We start from the raw sequence: 18,258 nt of genomic DNA on the forward strand, positions 1-18,258 counted from the left end.
AACAATGAAAAAATTAGAAGATATGAAATTTATATATAAGAGCATTTATTTAATTGCTTTAACACTACTGTTATTTGCCGGGAGCTGTACCGACCTCGAAGTCCCGGTTGAATCTGAACTGACAGCGGTAAATTTCCCTAACACAGAGGAAGATTTTATTGCAATAGCAGGTCCTGCCTATCGGTTTTTGCATTATAAGTTCTATACGATTAATCAAATATTAGTACAGGAATTGACGGGGGATATGGCCATATTAACAGCCAATGGAGGAAACTGGTACGATGATGGAAGATATCAGAACTATCACCTGCATACTCCTACACCCGACCAACGGTTTCTCCGAGAATCGTGGGCAGCCTGGTACAACGGTGTTTCCAAAATAAACAGTATCCTTCCCCTGTTCGAAGGAAAAGAAGAATCAGAAGTGAGGGATTTGGCTATTGCTGAATTGCGTGCTTTCAGGGCATACTTATATTTTATTCTTCAGGATAACTGGGGAGGAGTTCCCATTGTAACTGATTTCGGGCCCGAAGTTGAATTAAAGGGAAGAGACAGTCGGAAAGATGTTTGCAAATTTATCGAAGATGAACTATTGGAGGTGTTGCCAAATTTGAGTGGTGAAACAGGAGTCGCAACCTATGCAAGGATGACTCAATGGGCTGCTTATGCATTATTGGCAAAACTCTATATGAATTGGGAAGTTTATACCGGGGAAGCGGGAAGGTGGAACGATGCAGTAACTGCCTGTGATAAGATTATTGCAGAAGCTCAAACAAATGGGACTATTGCCCTTGATCCTGATTATTTAGCCATGTTTTATCCTGATAACGGTCCGCAGATTAAAGATTTTTTGTTTGCAATTCCCTGTGACGGGGTGCATATGCAAGAACATATTCCTGCCCGTTACTGGCTTCACCGGGGGCTTCGCTATAAATACGAACTCCCATTTAACCCCAGCGGATCTGTTAAAGCATTGCCCGAGTATTACGATAAGTTTGTAGTGTGGAATGATAACGATGTCAGGAAAGGAATTTGGTTGACAGGGAAACAATATATGTTTGATGGCTCACCTATTATTATTGAAACAACCAATTCGGGGCTTGATGACCGATACAATGGCCCAAATCCTAATGCTCCGGTTGATTATCATCTCGAATTTACCCGCGAAATTGAATTCCGAAATCTTGTAACTTTTGATACCGGAAATGACGAATTGGGGAAAGCAGTGGGATATCGTTGCAATAAATTTTATCCCGATAAAAATTCGATTACTAGAAATCAGAACAATGATCTGCCTATTTTTCGCTATGCAGATATCCTGTTGTTAAAGGCTGAAGCAATTTTACGGGGGGCTAATGCAACAATGGGGCATACGCCTGTTTCTCTTGCAAACATGGTACGGACGCGCGCCAAAGCTATGCCTTACACTACTCTTGATCTCGATGAGTTACTAGACGAACGTGCCAGGGAATTGGCATATGAAGGCTGGAGAAGGAATGACCTGATAAGGTTTGGAAAGTTCGAGGAGCCCTGGGGAGTGAAAACGAGTACAGATGTTCGAAAACGGATATTCCCAATACCTCAGGAGCAGATAGATCGTAATCCACTGTTGGAACAGAACCCATCTTATGAATAGATAATTTCTTTCTGACGTATTTGAATAAATAATAATGACCGGGGAGATAGAGTCTTCTCTGTCTGCCCGGTTCATTATCTGTCCAAATTTATGTGCGTGCATATAGGTATGGGATTATCATATCCTGTTGTTATCCTATTTTTTTAGAATGAAACGAGTTTTGGTTGATTACTGACCTTAGGGCGAGTTCCATTTATCTCTAAAAAACAAACAATTCTTAAATAAGATGAAACTACGAATTATCAGAGTACTGGCCCCTCTATTAGTGCTTTTAAGTTGTTCTGGTGAGCAAGAAGAAGCCAGACAGGAAGTTGGGGATAAAACAGATTTTGTGGATCCGTTTATTGGCACAGCCACCGTCGGGCACACGTATCCGGGAGCCACCACGCCGTTTGGCATGGTACAGGTGGGCCCCGATACCGGGGTAAAAGGATGGGACTGGTGTTCGGGGTATCATTCGCAGGACAGTTCGATCATCGGTTTTTCTCATATGCACTTGAGTGGAACGGGTGCAGCCGATATGGGCGATATTCTGGTGATGCCTGTTACCGGTGCCCCGACATTTAATCCGGGAACAAGTGAAAATCCAGACTCGGGTTACCGATCCCGGTTTTCGCACGACAATGAGTCTGCATCTCCTGCTTACTATTCGGTAGAACTGAAAGATTATAATATTCTTGCAGAGATGACTGCTTCGCCGCGAGTTGGTTTGCATCGTTATACTTTTCGTGATGATTCACATGCCGGGATGATAATTGATCTGGGGCATGGAATAGAAGATGTAACCAAAGAAAGTACGATTCAGATTATCGACGACCAAACCATTACCGGGTACCGTAATTCCAGTGGGTTCATCAGGGATCAGCATATTTATTTCTGTGCCCGTTTTTCCAAACCATTTGAAAAAGTTTCTTCTTTCATCGATGGCGATGAAGGGGAAGAAAAAAACCTTTCAGGAAAACTTTGCAAAGTTTTCCTTCATTTTAATACAAGCAAAGATGAGCAAGTACTGGTGAAAGTAGGACTTTCAACCGCCAGCGCCGAAGGAGCCATGAAAAACCTCGATGCTGAGATCCCCAACTGGGATTTTGAAAAAGTATTGAGTTCAGCACAAAATACATGGAACGAATACTTATCGAAGATTGATGTTCAAACCATCAATGACGATCAGAAGAAAATATTTTATACCGCATTATATCACTGTCTGGTTTCTCCCAATCTGGTTACCGACGTGGATGGAGTTTACCGGGGATGGGACGGAGATGTGCATACCAGCACAACAGGCGACCTTTATACCAATTTTTCCTTGTGGGATACTTACCGTGCCAGCCATCCTTTGTACTCTCTGTTGTACCCTGATAAAAACATCGCGTTTATCAACTCAATGTTGCAGCGATACAATGAAATTGGGCAGCTGCCGATCAACGAATACGGGTCGAACGAAACGTATTGCATGATTGGGTACCATTCGGTTCCGGTAATTTCAGAAGCCATCATGCAGGACCACAAAGGGTTTAGTTACGAATTGGCTTACGAAGCCATGAAAAATAGCGCGATGGACGATAGTCGCGGGGTGGGCTACATGAAGAAATACAAATATATTCCCAGTGAGCTGGAAAGCAATTCGGTATCGAAAGTGCTGGAATATTCATACGACGACTGGTGTCTGGCCCAGGTCGCCCGTAAGTTGTGGAAAATGGACGATCTTGCCTATTTTACTCAGCGGGCACAGTATTTCAAAAATCAGTTCGATGCTTCAACCGGGTTTATGCGTGGGCGAAAAGCCGACGGAAACTGGGTGACTCCCTTCGACCCGAAATCGGTATCAATCTTAAATCAAGGTGATTTCACGGAAGGAAATTCATGGCAATATTCATTTTATGTTCCTCAGGACGTGAATACCCTGATTGAACTGATGGGCGGTGATGAAAAATTCTGTACCAAGCTGGACTCTCTGTTTAATACCGATCCAACCATCGACAACGAACGGGCCTGGGATGTTACCGGCCTGGTGGGGCAATATGCACATGGTAACGAACCAAGCCATCATATTGCCTACCTGTACAATTTCGGTGGTCAGCCCTGGAAAACACAGGAAATGGTGAATAAAATAAAGACAACCTTGTACACCAGCTCACGCGATGGATTGTGTGGAAATGACGACTGCGGCCAAATGTCGGCCTGGTATGTATTTAGCTCGTTGGGATTTTATCCGGTAACCCCAGGAATAGACTACTACGTGATCGGTAGTCCTTCAGTGAAAAGCGCAACCTTGCACCTTCCCAATGAAAAGACATTTGAGATCAAGGCCGGCAATGTTACTGAAAGCAACTATTACATCCAGTCATCCAGCCTGAACGGACAAGCTTATTCCAAATCATTCATCAAATACAAAGACCTGCAGAAAGGAGGTTCTCTTGATTTCACCATGGGAGATGTTCCTCAGGAAAAATGGGCGGTAAAGTTAAACGAACGTCCGGAAGCCAAAGTTGTGGAAGTGAAATAAAGTTCAGAAACTAAAACTCTTAATGATGATTAAAACATATCTTTTCATAGGAAGCATTATTTGCCTGCTGGTGTTTAGCTCATGCCAGGAAAAACGGGCTGTCGATTATGTCGATCCGTTTATTTGTTCTCAGGGCGATCACGGGCATTGGTTGCCGGCAGCGCTGGTCCCTTTCGGTATGGTCGGAGTTTGTCCTGATACCTATCCCGGGAGTTTGACTGCTGATGGCGATTTTGCCCATTCCGGATATGACTTTTCAGATAATCAGGTTCGTGGATTTAGTAATTTTCACAAAGGGAGTTCAGGGGGAACTGCTGTAACCGATAGAGCCGGCTTGCTTTCGCTGCTCCCTTTTATCAATGTGCCTGATAGTTTTTATTTCAGCCCAATTGTAAATATCGACAAGAAAACAGAAAAAGCTTCGCCGGGATATTATTCCGTTTTTTTGCCTGACGACCAAATCAAAGCTGAACTGACTGCAGAAACCCACGTGGGGGTGCACAGGTATTCGTATCCTTCAGGTCCGCCTGTCCGCCTGTTTTTATATGAAGGAAACCGGTCGCGGTCGGGTGGAATTACTTTCTCGATGAAAGACAGTCAATGCATCGAAGGGATTCAATACAGTTACGGGGGTATTTACTTTACGATGAAGTTCAGTGCTCCGGTTATTTCATCCAAAACCTGGAATGGAACTGCGCTGGCCGAAGGTGCATCGCTGGAGAAACAGCATGCGGGAGGAATGGTGCTCGATTTTGGCGATCTGAAAGGAAAACCACTGGAAGTCAGGGTTGGTGTGTCGCTGACGAGTATAGCGGCGGCTCATAAAAATCTTAAGGCAGAATGCCCCGACGAAATAAGTTTTGAGCAAATCCAGTCAAATGCGTTGGAAACATGGAATCACACGTTGAGTGGCATTGAAGTGTCAGGTGAAGATGAATACAAAACGATTTTTTACACCGCGCTTTACCATAGCTGCTTTTTGCCACAGGTTATTTCCGATGTTGATGGAACTTATCCCGGGCTTGACCAGAAGAACCACATTGCTAAGGGATACCAGCATTACAATAACTATGCTTTCTGGGACGATTTTCGCACCAAATTCCCCTTGTACAGTTTGTGGCAACCCAGGGTTTACCGCGATATTGTCAAGTCGATCCGCGATCTGTACGAAGAGGCTCAAAGCTGGGGAATCACCGAGGATAGCGATCATGCAGCTCACGGCAGCGTGGGGTTTCGTCCCGAAGGAATTGGCGGTTATCAGGTATTCAATACTTGTCGCCACGAGCACATGTTAATGGTAATGGCCGATGCATATACCAAAGGGATTTTTCCGTTGGACCTGAAGTCGGTTTACCCGTACATGCGGCATGAGGCGATGATTCAAATGCCGGAACGCTACGATTCGATTGGGTTCATCCCTGCAAGACCCGACCAAACCGGCGAATTTTGCTGGGACAGCTGGTGCATGGCACAACTGGCCAGAGCTACCGGAAATGATGCCGATTATAACTATTTCACGAAACGTGCCGATTACTGGAAGAACACCTGGGATCCATCCATCCGGTATTTCCGTGCTCGTGAAGCCGACGGAACCTGGCTCGACTTTCCTGATGATCCTGCCATAAACCGGGAAAAATATACCTACGAAGGATCAAAATGGCAATGGCGATGGAATGTAATCCACGATGTGCCCGGTTTGATCGGGGCTTTTGGAGGAAAAGACGCTTTTGCGAAAGAACTGGAGTATTTTTTTAATAACGACTTGTACACGGCAGGAAACCAGATCGACCTTCAGGCTCCTTTCCTGTTTAACTATGCAGGAAAACCATGGCTCACCCAGGAATGGTCAACAAAAATCCTGACTCAGCCAATTACTCAAAGGTACGGAACCCACGATTTCTTCCCGGAACCTGTTTTCGACAGGATATATAAAACCACTCCTGATGGTTATCTCGAAGAGATGGATTGCGATTACGGGTGCATGGCCGCGTGGTACAACATGAGTGCCATGGGCTTATATCAAATGTGTCCCGGCGATCCGGTTTATCAGTTAACATCTCCGATATTCGAAAGCATTAAAATAAAACTGAACGATCCCACTTATCCGGGAAAAGAGTTTGTTATCGAAGCCAAAGGTTTAAGCGATACCAATATCTACATTCAATCGGCAACGCTCAATGGGAAACCATATAACCGTTCGTCGCTTACCCATGAAGAAATTGCAAGGGGCGGAAAGCTCGTTTACCAGATGGGCCCTGAACCCAATATGCGATGGGGGATGAATTAAAAACCGGATGTATCAATTAGCTTGAAATTTGAATATGAATAGAAATTTTAAAATAGAAATATTGATTCGGATTGCTTCTGTAATGTGCTTTTTGTTGTTGATAATCAGTGTGCCTGGTTTGGCGCAAATTCCTTCGGTATCGGTACAGTCTGATGATTTTATCGAATCCTGGCTTACTTGTGGCCCTTTTTTAATTAATCCTGAAGCCGGGGATCAGCTTGGAAAAAAGAGATACGAAACAGATTTTCTTAAAGGTGCTGGCGGAGAAAACAGCACGGGAATATCGGAGGGCCTTTCGTTTTCGTTCGAAGGGAAAAACTATCAATGGAAAAGATATAATTCTCCGGCTTCGTACATTGACCTGAAATCGTTTTATGGTGAATGTCCTTATTCAGTAGTATATGCGGCTTGTGAGGTCGAGTCGGAAAAAGAGCAGGAAGTGTGGCTCGGCACTGGTAGCGACGATGGTATTAAAGTGTGGTTAAATGGTACCCTGGTTTGGGAAAACCAGAGCAACCGGTTTGCTTCTGTTGATGAGGATTTATTTCCCGTCAGCGTAAAAAAGGGGAAAAACCTGTTGCTGGTAAAGATCGTTCAATCAACAGGCGGCTGGGGATTTTATACCCGTTTTGTGGATGCCCGGTTGCGACTGGCCGAGCTGACTTCCATGTCTTTGCCCGAAATCGTGGTAGAAGAAAGCAACAATAACTCGCTGAAGATTGTAATTGGCGACAAATCCATTTATTCGGTGCAGGGGCATCGGTTCGAGTGCGATGTGGTCATAACGGATTCTGACGGTAATACGATTCTTTCAGAAAAAGCAAACATTGGACAGGCACTGGAGTGTTCGTTGAAAGATTTTAAGAACGGCTTGTACGGGGTTTCTGCCGGCTTTCATCTGGGAAACAAAATCCTGCCATTGCAGGAAGTTACTTATTATCACGGGGCGAAAAACATCCGCTTGCTGGGATATACTGCCAAAGGAGATAAAAAGCATTTGACCATCAAAGTGCTGAATGATAACTTTAAAGAAATTGAAAATGCGATTGAGGAGCTGCCTGGAGGCGAATATGTTTTTCTGCGACCGGATATTCAGAATGTACGTTTCCAGGTATTGATCGATGTGCCGTCGCTGGGGCGTCGCTGGTTTTTGGCCGACAACCAGGGAAAAGGATATGATTTCTCGTCAGGTTCTCCCGTTCAGCTCAATTTGCCTTTGGAAGCGCTGAAGAGCCTGGCTGACAATCTTCAAAATTCGTTGAAATACGAAAGCGAGTTGCCAAAGTGGTACCGCGATAATCTGAAAGAGAAAATAGCAGGAACCGGTTTGGCAGGGCTGGAAAACAATGCCGCTTCAGTTTATTCGGGGCTGGAACGCTTATCAACCTGCAAATACCGGGTTTCAGTGAAATCGGATTTAAACATCTGGGCTGCTTCTTCAATGGAAAAAATAAGTCAGGACGAAGCTCTGCCAGTCGATCAACTGGATGCGGTGCATGTTGCTTTGGCAAAACACGAGTACGAAGCGGTGCAGCTAATCCTTCGTCCGCGGAAAGAACTGAAGAACCTGGAGATTGAGGCTGGTCCGCTTACCAATGAGGCAGGCAATGTGCTGGATGCATCGAATATCGCATTTAATCATGTAGAATATGTCGAAATCAAGATGGCATCGAACGCGAATGTGACGGTTGTTAATGGAAAAATGGTAGATGTTGGCATAAGTCCTGAATCTTTTGGAACAGCAGGTATGTGGCCCGATCCGTTGCCGCCGGTCAGGGAGCCATTTACCGCAACTGCCGGACAGAACACCCCGGTGTGGATTACTGTTTATGCCCCGGCACAACAAGCCGGGGGGATTTACAGAGGGCAGATAACAATCAAATCGAATGGAAAAGCAATCAGCGAAATTCCGCTCGAGGTTGAGGTGTTTGATTTTGCCTTACCCAGAGAAACGCACACGGCAACTGCCTTTGGAATTAATATCAATGAAAACTATCATGGCAAATTGAATTGCGACCAGCGGATGAAAGTCTGGGATCAATATGTGCAGTTATGTTCTTCGCACCGGGTTTCTCCTTACTCGCCCCATCAGTATTCAAATTTCAGCTACACTTTGCAAGGCAACCCGAAAGAAGCGGTGCTGAATTTTGCAGCTTTCGACTCGGCAATGGCTGTTTATCTCGATCAGGACAAATTAACATCGTTCAATTTGGGAGGCCTTCCGGGGCAGATCGATGGTCATGCCCGCTTTACCGATGAATACAACAGGCTCTTCAGAAGTATATACTCGCAGGTGCAGGAGCATTTGCGCGAAAAGGGCTGGCTTGACAAAGCCTACTGGTACTGGACCGACGAACCCGCAAAAGAGGCCTATGCTGATGTGAAAAAAGGGGCGGAATTGTTAAAATGGGCCTGTCCGGATATTCGCCGCTTATTGACTCTTCACCTGGAACATGCTCCGGTCAATTATTTTTATAATTACGTGAACCTGTGGGTGCCGGTTATGCATTGGTATGATGAGCAAAAAGCCCGTGTACGGCAAAAACTGGGAGAAACAGCGTGGTGGTATGTTTGCTGTATTCCTAAAGGACCTTATCCTGGAAATTTTATTGATCATCCAGCCATTAACCACCGCATTCGTTACTGGATGATGGACAAGCTTGGTGTTCAAGGAGATTTGTATTGGCGTATCACTTATTGGGACGGGCATAATCCCTGGAAACAGACCATGTCGATCAACGATAAGGGAACCGGTATTTGGGGCAATGGCGATGGCATTTTGGTTTATCCGCCCCGCCGGGAAATGTCTTCGGTCCCGGTTCTCGAAGGCCCTGTTACTTCTATTCGTTTTGAGTGCATCCGCGACGGGCTGGAAGACATGGAATATTTGCACTTGCTATCCCAACTATCAGCATCCGGACAGAAACAGGGTAACATCGCCAAATTGGTTTTGAACGATGCGCGTGACGAATTGGTGCAAAGTATGACCTGCTACGAGCAAAGTACCTCGCTGTTGCAAGCCATGCGTTTCAGGGCTGCCAGCGCGATAGTGAAAAGCACTCCTTAAAAAAGGAGAAGATAAATCTGAAAAAATAGATAAAATGAGAGCATTCAGGAACAACACAAATATTGCAGGTAATGGACGGAAGATATTTCCTCCCTTGATCTTCGCTGTTTTGCTGTTTGGTTTGGCCGGGTGTCAGAAGGCCAAAGAACAGAAGACCGAGACAAGTAAGAACAACATTGTTGTTGTAAGTCACCGGGGAGCCAACCGGCTTGCTCCTGAGTGTACTTATGCGGCAGCTCAGAAATCCATTGAGCACGGGGCTGCCTATATCGAGGTTGATGTGCGCCGGAGCAAGGATGGAGTTTACTACATCATGCACGATGGCATGCTCAACCGTACCACAAACGGTTCCGGATTAATTTCTGAAACAGAATCCACCGTAATGGATACGCTCGATGCCGGAGCCTGGTTCTCGCACACGTATGCCGGGGAGAAAGTTCCGCGGGTGCACGAGTTTCTGAAATGGGTGAAAGGAAAAGCCAAGGTGTATTTCGATGTTAAAGATGTGGATCTGGCAGAGTTTATTTCTATGGTTCAGGGGGCAGGCTTTGAAAACGATTGTTTCTTCTGGTTTTCGGATTGGGCACAGGCCAGGGAATTCAGAATGTTGTATCCCGAATTGGCATTAAAAGTGAATGCTGCGTCGGTGGATGCCCTTGATTCATTGAAAACAATCTACAACCCGCAGATTATTGAATGTTCGGTGGACGATCTGACCGATGAATTCATGCGTTCGTGCCGCGATAAGGGGATGAAAGTAATGCCCTGGATTCCCGGTGATGATTGGGAGGCATACCGCATTGCCATCGAAAAAAATGTTGACATGGTGAATCTCGATAATCCCGATGTTTTTTCCAGTATGCTCAAGAATAACGGGACATTCAAAGGATACAAACTGATTGCCCACCGGGGAGGAATTGTCGAACAAAAGTACAACGAATTTGACCCTGCTTCCATTCAGACTGCAATCGACCAGGGATATTACATGCTGGAAATTGATGTGAGGGAAACAGAAGACGGAGTGTTGGTGGTAAACCACGATGATCATTTCGAACGGTTTTTCAACGATCCGCGCAGCGTGAAGGAGATGAGTTGGGACGAAATACAGTCGCTCAGGGCATTCCCTGGCGATTACGCTCCTCTTTCCTTTGAAGAAGTAGCCCGGATGTGCTCTGGAAAAGTGAAAGTGATGATTGATGTGAAAGTGGATCGTGCTTCTGCTGATTTCTATTATAAACTCGGCAATATAATGGAGAAGTATAAGCTGTTCGAGGGAGCCTACTTTATCGATAATGAGGCAAGAAAGTATTTCTGGGGAAAAGCAAAATTTTCAATCCGTGCGACCGAAGCCAGTCTTATTCAGGAAAAATACTCGAAGGGTGAAGATGTTTCGTGTCATTATTTTTTGTTCGACGCGGGAACACGCCTGACTTCTTCATTGATAAAGATGTGTCAGAAAGCAAACATTACGGTGGTGCCGTCGGTCAACTTCGGGCATTACCGTTTTGAAAATGCGGTAAGGGGAGCCAAACGGGATATTGAGTTCCTTAAAGCCTGTGGTGTCACTGAGTTTCAGATCGATTCGGATTTTGATGAATGGCTTCCAAACAGGTAGAAACTTTATTTTTTAATTAAAAAGAAAAGAGATGAAAAGAACGATTGGACTTTTAATGATTCTGGCAGTTTTTGTACTGTCTTCGTGGGGAAAAGATAACAAGCCAAATTCGGTGTTGAAATTCAATAAGGATGGCAAATTTAAAATAGTGCAGTTTACTGATATTCATTTTCAATACGATTCATATCGCTCCGACAGTGCGTTGGCGATTGTTAAAATGGTAATCAATAAAGAGAAGCCCGATTTGGTGGCATTAACCGGGGATATCGTGTGTTCGAAAAATACACGAAAGGCCTGGGAGGCTTTTTCGCGGGTGATGGTTGAAGCCGGGGTTCCGTGGGCGGTAGTGCTGGGTAATCATGATATTGAATACGAAATGACTGGCAAGCAAATCATGGAAGCCATCGAAGGGCTTCCGTATAATTTGACGGTGAATGGCCCGGAGAATCTATCGGGGAATGGGAACTATGTGTTAACGGTACAGTCGTCACAGAACTCAAAAACAGCGGCGGCCCTTTATTTTCTGGATTCGCATTCCGGTTTGGATAAAGATCTGGGGATGGGAAAATACGAGTGGATCAAGTTCGACCAGATCGAATGGTACCGCGATCAGAGCAAGAAGCTAACCAACGCAAACGGGGGAAACCCGCTGCCAGCGCTTGCTTTTTTTCATATTCCGCTTCCTGAATACAATGAAGTATTGAATGATAAAGTGGGGATACAGGAAGAGACTGTTTGCTCCCCGGCAATCAATTCCGGGTTTTATACCGCCTTGCTGGAAGCAAAAGACGTGATGGGGACCTTTGTCGGGCACGATCACAACAACAATTACATTGCCTGCTTGCGCGGTATTTGCCTGGCATACGGGAATGTAACCGGCAGACAATGCTACGGAAAAATAGGCCGGGGCACACGTGTGATCGAATTGTACGAGGGACAGCGAAAATTCGACACCTGGGTTCTTAAATTGTATGAAGGCGACCGTGATAAAGATACCTGGTTCCCGGCTAAAGACAGTGAACCCAAATTCTTCGTGTCTTATCCCGACTCTTTTATCAAAAAATAGAGTTGATAGCCCTGCTGGACTATCGGAAACCCTGCTTTGTGGATATTTAAAAGATAAAGTGTTTCACGGAAATGAAACTTCAGTTGGTATTAGTTTATATGGACAATTGCTGGGAGCAGGGATTTCGTGGTAAACAGGCTTGAGGAAATATTAGCAAAAAGGAACCGCTAAAGAAATAGGATAATAATGAAAAGAGTATATTATGTTTTATTGTTGGGTTTGTTGTGCAATGTTGTAAATGCACAAATCGAATTCATCGCACACCGTGGTGCATCATACCTGGCGCCTGAAAATACCATCGCTTCAGCGAAGTTAGGCTGGGAATTGGGTGCCGAGGCTGTCGAAATTGATATCCATTTGTCAAAGGACAATAAGGTCATGGTCATTCACGACGGAGACACTAAAAGAGTTTCAGGAACCTTGCTGAAAGTTCCCGAAACCGAATCCGGAGTTCTTCGGAAATTGGATGTTGGCTCATTCAAAAACGAGAAATTCAAAAACGAAAGGATTCCTTTTCTGAAGGAGATTATCCGGCTGATTCCTCCCGGGAAAAAATTGGTTATTGAATTGAAAAGCCGGAAAGAAGTTATTCCGTGGATGAAAAAGGAAATTGACAAACACGGCAAGTTGAATCAAATGGTGTTTATCTGTTTCGACTGGGAAACCATTGTTGAAACGCAGAAATTGTTTCCCGCCAATGCCTGTTACTGGTTGTGCGACAACAGCGAAGAACTGGCAAAAAAATGGGAACAGATTGCTGCCTCCCGCTTGCGGGGTGTTGACCTCAAATACACGATTATCAGCCAGGAAGTAATGGACTGCGCCAATCAACTGGGGCTTGAAGTGATCACCTACACGGTGAACAAGCCGGAAGAAGCCCGGAGACTCATCAGTTTGGGTGTCAGACAGATTACAACCGATAGGCCTGCCTGGTTGAAAGAACAAATAAATTAAAAAGAAAGGATATACAATTCGCGCAAGAGTTCTTGCCGGAGTAAAAAAAGAATTTAAACAGGATGAAAAATATAGTTATCAGTTTTTTGTTGATTAGTAATTGCTTGTTTGTATCAGCCCAAACAAAAAACGCGAATGCTTTGAATAAGGGGGAAAAAATGGAGGTGGATTTTGGCTATGCCTTTTCAACTCCTCACCGGTTGACCGTATCAATGCCCAATGCCAGTGATAAAACCCTGGTTGATGTTTATCCTGACAAATTGCGACTGAAATGGTCGTACGATAATTTGTTGAGCATTCCGGCAGGCAGTTTTTGTACACCGAACCCCAAATGGCATGTATTTATAACTCCTGAACTTGATGGAAAGAAGTTTGAAAACTGCAACTGGCAGCGTGGCGAAGGCTGGTTGCCCATCGTTGAAACGGTTTATTCAGAACAGGCAGTAACAGCAAAAATGCAGATTATTGGAGCCGAATCGGCAGCGCTTGTCCGCATCGACATGGCAAACAACGATACAAAAGAGCACAGTATCTCCATTGATTGTTCAAACGATAGGAAAACAACAATATACAATCCCGCATGGGTTCAATCCGAATGGGACAGCGATGTGTTGCTTGCCGGAATGGAAGACCGTGCCGACCGGATTAACCTTTTTATGCTTGGAGGTGATGAGCAGCCAGTAAAAGACATAACCACCATTTCACAGGTGTGGAACCTGGAGCCGGGAGAAAAGCGGACCGCATGGATTGTGCGTCCTTATGTTGCCTATCACTCTCAGTTAAATACACTGCGAAAACAGGATTGGGAAAAAGAGTTCAACAAGGCAAAGGAAGCCTGGTATGATCTTATCCAGGAAGCCGTTGAAATTCATATACCCGATCCGGTTGTGCAAAACGCCTTTTATGCTGGTTTGGCCGATTGCTTTATCATGCGTGAGCCGGTAAGCAGTGAATATGTTGCCAGTACTCCGGGAACAGAAAAATACCGGGCTGCAAATACCGGAGAAGCTTCTATCGTGGCTATTTTTTTAGACCAGGTTGGTTTACATCTCGATGCTGAGAAAGGTTTTCAGCTGATTGCAGATATGCAGGGGGAAGACGGAAACTGGAACGATCCCAAAGGTTGGGCGCATTACATGTGGGCAATGTCGGGGTTTAAGTCCTGGGCACTTATGGAACATTATCGTATGACGGGCGACGTGGATTATTTGAAAAGCCTTTACCCGAGAATGCTGGCCAGTTCGCGCTGGCAGGAAACACAGCGGGCGAAAACCCGGAAATTGGTCGATGGTCAACGCACTCCTGATTATGGTTTAATGCCGAGGGGCATGGGCGATTGCGGATTATGGGATGGCGACGATCTGTTTGGAGTGTTTCTTCCTCACAATATATGGGCGGTTTTTGCCGACTCGCTGACGCTTGAGGCTGCACGTATTTTAGGAAAAGACAATGATGTTGAAGAACTGTCGCAGATTCACCGCACTGCGCTAACCGATTTAAAATGGTCGTTGGAAGACGGTGCTATTTCGGAAAACGGTTACCGCTGGATTCCCGGTGTTGCCAATAAGACCGATGGTAGCCGATGGGGAGCTCTTTATGCTGCTTATCCCTGTGCGACTTTGCCTGCTCATCATGAATTGATCAACGGTACCATCAGCAAAATCGAATCGTTTATCAGTCCGGGTGGAATACCGGTAAACACGGGTTGGCTGAAAGATGGTTTGTGGGTGGCCATTGCACTGGATAACCTGGCCGAAGCACTTCTTTACCGCAACGAAGGCGATAAAGCCATTCAATACCTGTATGCTACCCTGAACCATGCTTCTCCCTTGATCTCGTGGTGCGAGGAACGTGGTCAGCAGCCCGGGGCAACAGACGCTACGGGCGATCTTCAGCATTTGTGGACTCCATTGTCGGTCGGGCGTTTTTTACGAGATGCCCTGGTAATGGAAGATGGCAAAAAACTGCATCTGGCGCGGGGAACTGCCCGCCAGTGGTTGGACGATGGAAAAAAAATCAGCGCTTTGGACATGCCAACGCATTTTGGCCCGGTTTCCTATGAGTTACAAAGCAGTAAAAAGAAAGTAAGCGGCTACATCGATCTTTCCAACAATACGGCGAAAGAAGTTGTGTTGCATATTCGGCTGCCAAAAGATAAAAAAATTGTTTCTGTGGATTCTGATGTAAATTTGGAGTTGGATGCACAGGCACAGACAGTAACAGTTAAAAACACAAATAAAAAAATAGAACTGAATCTTGTGGTAAAATAGAAAATCATGGTTCAGGAACACAGATAAACCTTTCAGTAGGTAGGATGCTGATTTTTAATTTTTGTTTGACAAATCGAAGTTTTTAAAGGAATGCCCTTCCTGTGTTAATTGGAATTAAAAAGTGAGAGAATGAGGATCAAGAGGAACGTATTTATATTTCTGGTGCTAACAATTTTAAGTTGCAATGCTTCAGCACAGGATGATGATTTTGGACTGTGGCTGGAGGCTTTTGCCAATAAAAAGTACAGTTCATCTGAATTTTCTCTGTATAGTGAATTTTACACCTATAATAACAATCGTTCGATAGATCGGATAAGCATTGGCTTGGAGGGAGATCGCGATGTGTTTAGCTTTATGAAAGCAGGCGTAGGGTACCTGTTGATGAATAAGAATAAAACAGAGGATTATGAGTTAAGGCACCGGTTTTATGCCAATGTAAAATTTAAATGGGAGGTATTTAATCTCCGGTTTTCATTACGAGAACGTTACCAGCTTACAAGGTATCCCGGACACAATCTTGAATCGCCTGAATATCTGAATTACTGGAGAAATAAGATGAAAATAAGTTATGAAATACCTTCCTGTAAGGTGAAACCGGTAATTGGGGTTGAAACCTTTATACTAACCAATAAACAAGTATCTGATCGTTTAGATGAAATAAGATATAGCCTTTCAGCATTATATCCACTAACTGATTCAACTGATATCGAATTGTATGGATTGGTGGCACAAATGCATGATCTAAATCAATATATTATTGGTGTTTCTTATCAAATTAAATTATGAAATCCAAGATAATAACATATTTTATAGCATTCGTTTCCTGCTTCCTGCTTTGTTTTCAAGGCACATACGGAAACCCTATAATTCCCTTTAATGGTGATGAGCAAAAACAAAAGTTTGATATACCAACAATACTTAAATCAGCAAATGCTTCCGTAAAATTTGCAGTTGAAAGAACGTTAGTTCCATACAAAACGAACCTCTGTTGCAAATCAAGTTTTGTTGATTTAAATGGAGAAGTAATGGAAAGTATAAAGTGGCATCCTTTTGCTGCACTTGAGGGACCTGGATGGGCTGCTAATGCTGTTGGTGGAGCTTACGAAATTTTTTCATTTGGGAAATACATTAATGATTCCTCCATGGTCAATAAAGCAATTATGCTTCTTGATCATGTGTTGGAAGATGGTTTTGTAGATTACAATACCGGTTTTATTACAGGGTATCGCAATGTTGATACGGATATCCTTTTACAAAACTATGAACATAATAATGATTGGTTTTGCCCTGGTTCCATGGCTAAGATTGCATATCAACTTTTAATATTCAGTGATCATGTAGATGAAGAGCGAAAAACAAAAATGAGAAGTATTGCTATTAAAACTGCTAACTGGATTAATTCTAATGTAAAGCTGGCTTCTAATGGCTGGTATCCCAGGCGCAGTGCTCCAGATGGTAGTATTTACCCTTATAAACCTGATGGAAAAGATGACCCATTGTTTGAGAAAAGTGGAGATGGACTATTTATTATTCAGCTGAATACAGAATTAACAAAACGAGGTTTGGCAGATTATACCATTAGTATTAAGGAGAAAACAAACTTGTTTATTCAAATGGGAGGTATTTTCGGTAGCATTAACCATGATACGTATGATGAACATGAAGGAGTGGCTTATTCAGTTGCCTTCCTCACCTTGTTAGAAGTGTCATACCTGTTGGATAATGAAGCTATTCGTCAGTTTGCATACCAAAAATGTTTAAAAGGCCTTGATCGGTTTAAAATTACAGAAGATAAGAATGGTGTACAGTGTGCCGGATTATTGATTATGGAAGAAAGTTGGGACACCGCATACCTATGGGAAAATGCTGAAGCTGCGTTAGCCTATATAAAAGCTTTTAATGATACTAAAGAAGAAACATTTTTAGAGGAAGCGTTTGTAATTCTTGTGGCTATTTCAAAACATCATCATGGAGAACATGGATTTTTAACGGAAGGAGTTGATTGGAACAATCATGTGGGGGCACAGCATCATTTTGGTGGTGCAGAATTTGGTGATATACAATATACAGAACCTCTTTTAAACAATTTACATATTGTAGAACCGACACTTGTGGTAATAAGTCTTCTTGAACCGAAATAGCAATGTTGAATATGATTGGTAGTTTCGAAAAATAGTTAGTTATGAATAAGTTACCTGTGAAGATTCCGTTCTTGTTATTAGCCATTCCGGCAATACTCATGTACTTTGCATGTAATAGCTATGGTTTTGTGTTCCGGGCTTCAGTTACCGGCAGTTGCCTGATCATTTCAGCCGTTTTATTTTATAAAAGATTGGGGCAGAACCCTGATGTTTGGTATGTTTTAGCAGCCTTTGTTTTTTCAATTATTGGCGATTGGTTTATGTCGCACAAAGGATCCAGTTTTGCATTGTTTTCAAGCGGAGTGGGGGCGTTTTTTCTGGCGCATGTTGGTTTTCTGGCTTTTGCCTTGAAGAACGGCCGGATAAAAAAGGTATTTACTGCTGTACTACTGGCGGTGTATCTGGTTTTCTATATTTTCTGGCTGTATCCGGCCATTGAGAGTACTTTGTTGATGGTCTCCGTGTTACTCTATCTGTTAATTTCCTGTATTTCGTTGGGAGCAGCTTTAGGCATTAATAACTCTCCTGTGGTCAGGCAGTGGTATTCAATAGGGATTGCCTTGCTTTTTTTCTCCGATACAATCATCGCTTTCCGTGAGTTTGCTGCTCTGCCGCAACTAAGTTTTCTGATTCTGCCAACCTATTTTGCGTCGCATATTTTTGTGACACTTGCTTTAATATCTAAAACCATAATTCCAAATAACGAAGTTTAAGTG

At 43.8% G+C, this 18,258-nt stretch carries 11 protein-coding genes; all 11 read left to right on the plus strand.

From position 1 onward, the window contains the following. The first annotated feature begins 22 nt into the window (after positions 1–22). Entirely contained in the window at positions 23–1,636 is a 1,614-nt protein-coding gene (locus D1614_RS12965; protein ID WP_162304496.1) for a RagB/SusD family nutrient uptake outer membrane protein, read from the plus strand. 226 nt (positions 1,637–1,862) lie between these two features. Continuing rightward, positions 1,863–4,142 carry a GH92 family glycosyl hydrolase gene (locus tag D1614_RS12970; protein WP_119438366.1) on the plus strand — a complete coding sequence of 760 codons (2,280 nt, stop codon included), beginning with the start codon at positions 1,863–1,865 and terminating at the stop codon, positions 4,140–4,142. A 22-nt stretch (positions 4,143–4,164) separates the two neighbouring features. Further along, positions 4,165–6,429 carry a GH92 family glycosyl hydrolase gene (locus D1614_RS12975; protein ID WP_119438367.1) on the plus strand — a complete coding sequence of 755 codons (2,265 nt, stop codon included), beginning with the start codon at positions 4,165–4,167 and terminating at the stop codon, positions 6,427–6,429. A gap of 34 nt (positions 6,430–6,463) precedes the next feature. Continuing rightward, positions 6,464–9,496 (plus strand): DUF4091 domain-containing protein, encoded by a 3,033-nt coding sequence (locus D1614_RS12980; protein WP_119438368.1) that lies wholly within the window; start codon positions 6,464–6,466, stop codon positions 9,494–9,496. A gap of 34 nt (positions 9,497–9,530) precedes the next feature. Continuing rightward, on the plus strand, positions 9,531–11,111 hold the full coding sequence (locus D1614_RS12985) for a glycerophosphodiester phosphodiesterase family protein (RefSeq protein WP_119438369.1): 1,581 nt from the start codon (positions 9,531–9,533) through the stop codon (positions 11,109–11,111). A 31-nt stretch (positions 11,112–11,142) separates the two neighbouring features. After that, complete coding sequence (locus tag D1614_RS12990; protein WP_119438370.1) at positions 11,143–12,177, plus strand: metallophosphoesterase family protein; 1,035 nt, start codon at positions 11,143–11,145, stop codon at positions 12,175–12,177. A 186-nt stretch (positions 12,178–12,363) separates the two neighbouring features. Then, a complete protein-coding gene (locus tag D1614_RS12995) occupies positions 12,364–13,131 on the plus strand; it encodes a glycerophosphodiester phosphodiesterase family protein (RefSeq protein WP_119438371.1) in 768 nt (255 codons plus the stop codon). Between the two features lie 140 nt (positions 13,132–13,271). After that, positions 13,272–15,401: a hypothetical protein gene (locus D1614_RS13000; RefSeq protein ID WP_147384210.1), complete on the plus strand. Its 2,130-nt coding sequence runs from the start codon at positions 13,272–13,274 to the stop codon at positions 15,399–15,401. Between the two features lie 129 nt (positions 15,402–15,530). Next, positions 15,531–16,187: a DUF2490 domain-containing protein gene (locus D1614_RS13005; protein ID WP_119438373.1), complete on the plus strand. Its 657-nt coding sequence runs from the start codon at positions 15,531–15,533 to the stop codon at positions 16,185–16,187. Next, positions 16,184–17,542 carry a hypothetical protein gene (locus D1614_RS13010; protein WP_119438374.1) on the plus strand — a complete coding sequence of 453 codons (1,359 nt, stop codon included), beginning with the start codon at positions 16,184–16,186 and terminating at the stop codon, positions 17,540–17,542. The genes D1614_RS13005 and D1614_RS13010 overlap by 4 nt, the downstream gene beginning before the upstream one ends. A gap of 41 nt (positions 17,543–17,583) precedes the next feature. Next, entirely contained in the window at positions 17,584–18,255 is a 672-nt protein-coding gene (locus D1614_RS13015) for a lysoplasmalogenase (protein WP_119438375.1), read from the plus strand. Positions 18,256–18,258 lie beyond the last annotated feature (3 nt).

It is taken from the genome of Maribellus luteus (assembly GCF_003576475.1).
In the GTDB taxonomy this organism is placed as follows: domain Bacteria; phylum Bacteroidota; class Bacteroidia; order Bacteroidales; family Prolixibacteraceae; genus Draconibacterium; species Draconibacterium luteum.

What these genes read in the sequence shown, in the direction of transcription:
- D1614_RS12990 (WP_119438370.1), top strand. Translation starts at nt 11,143, where the DNA reads ATGAAAAGAACGATTGGACTTTTAATGATTCTGGCAGTTTTTGTACTG.
- D1614_RS12965 (WP_162304496.1), top strand. Translation starts at nt 23, where the DNA reads ATGAAATTTATATATAAGAGCATTTATTTAATTGCTTTAACACTACTG.
- D1614_RS12995 (WP_119438371.1), top strand. Translation starts at nt 12,364, where the DNA reads ATGAAAAGAGTATATTATGTTTTATTGTTGGGTTTGTTGTGCAATGTT.
- D1614_RS12985 (WP_119438369.1), top strand. Translation starts at nt 9,531, where the DNA reads ATGAGAGCATTCAGGAACAACACAAATATTGCAGGTAATGGACGGAAG.
- D1614_RS12975 (WP_119438367.1), top strand. Translation starts at nt 4,165, where the DNA reads ATGATGATTAAAACATATCTTTTCATAGGAAGCATTATTTGCCTGCTG.
- D1614_RS13005 (WP_119438373.1), top strand. Translation starts at nt 15,531, where the DNA reads ATGAGGATCAAGAGGAACGTATTTATATTTCTGGTGCTAACAATTTTA.
- D1614_RS12970 (WP_119438366.1), top strand. Translation starts at nt 1,863, where the DNA reads ATGAAACTACGAATTATCAGAGTACTGGCCCCTCTATTAGTGCTTTTA.
- D1614_RS13010 (WP_119438374.1), top strand. Translation starts at nt 16,184, where the DNA reads ATGAAATCCAAGATAATAACATATTTTATAGCATTCGTTTCCTGCTTC.
- D1614_RS13015 (WP_119438375.1), top strand. Translation starts at nt 17,584, where the DNA reads ATGAATAAGTTACCTGTGAAGATTCCGTTCTTGTTATTAGCCATTCCG.
- D1614_RS12980 (WP_119438368.1), top strand. Translation starts at nt 6,464, where the DNA reads ATGAATAGAAATTTTAAAATAGAAATATTGATTCGGATTGCTTCTGTA.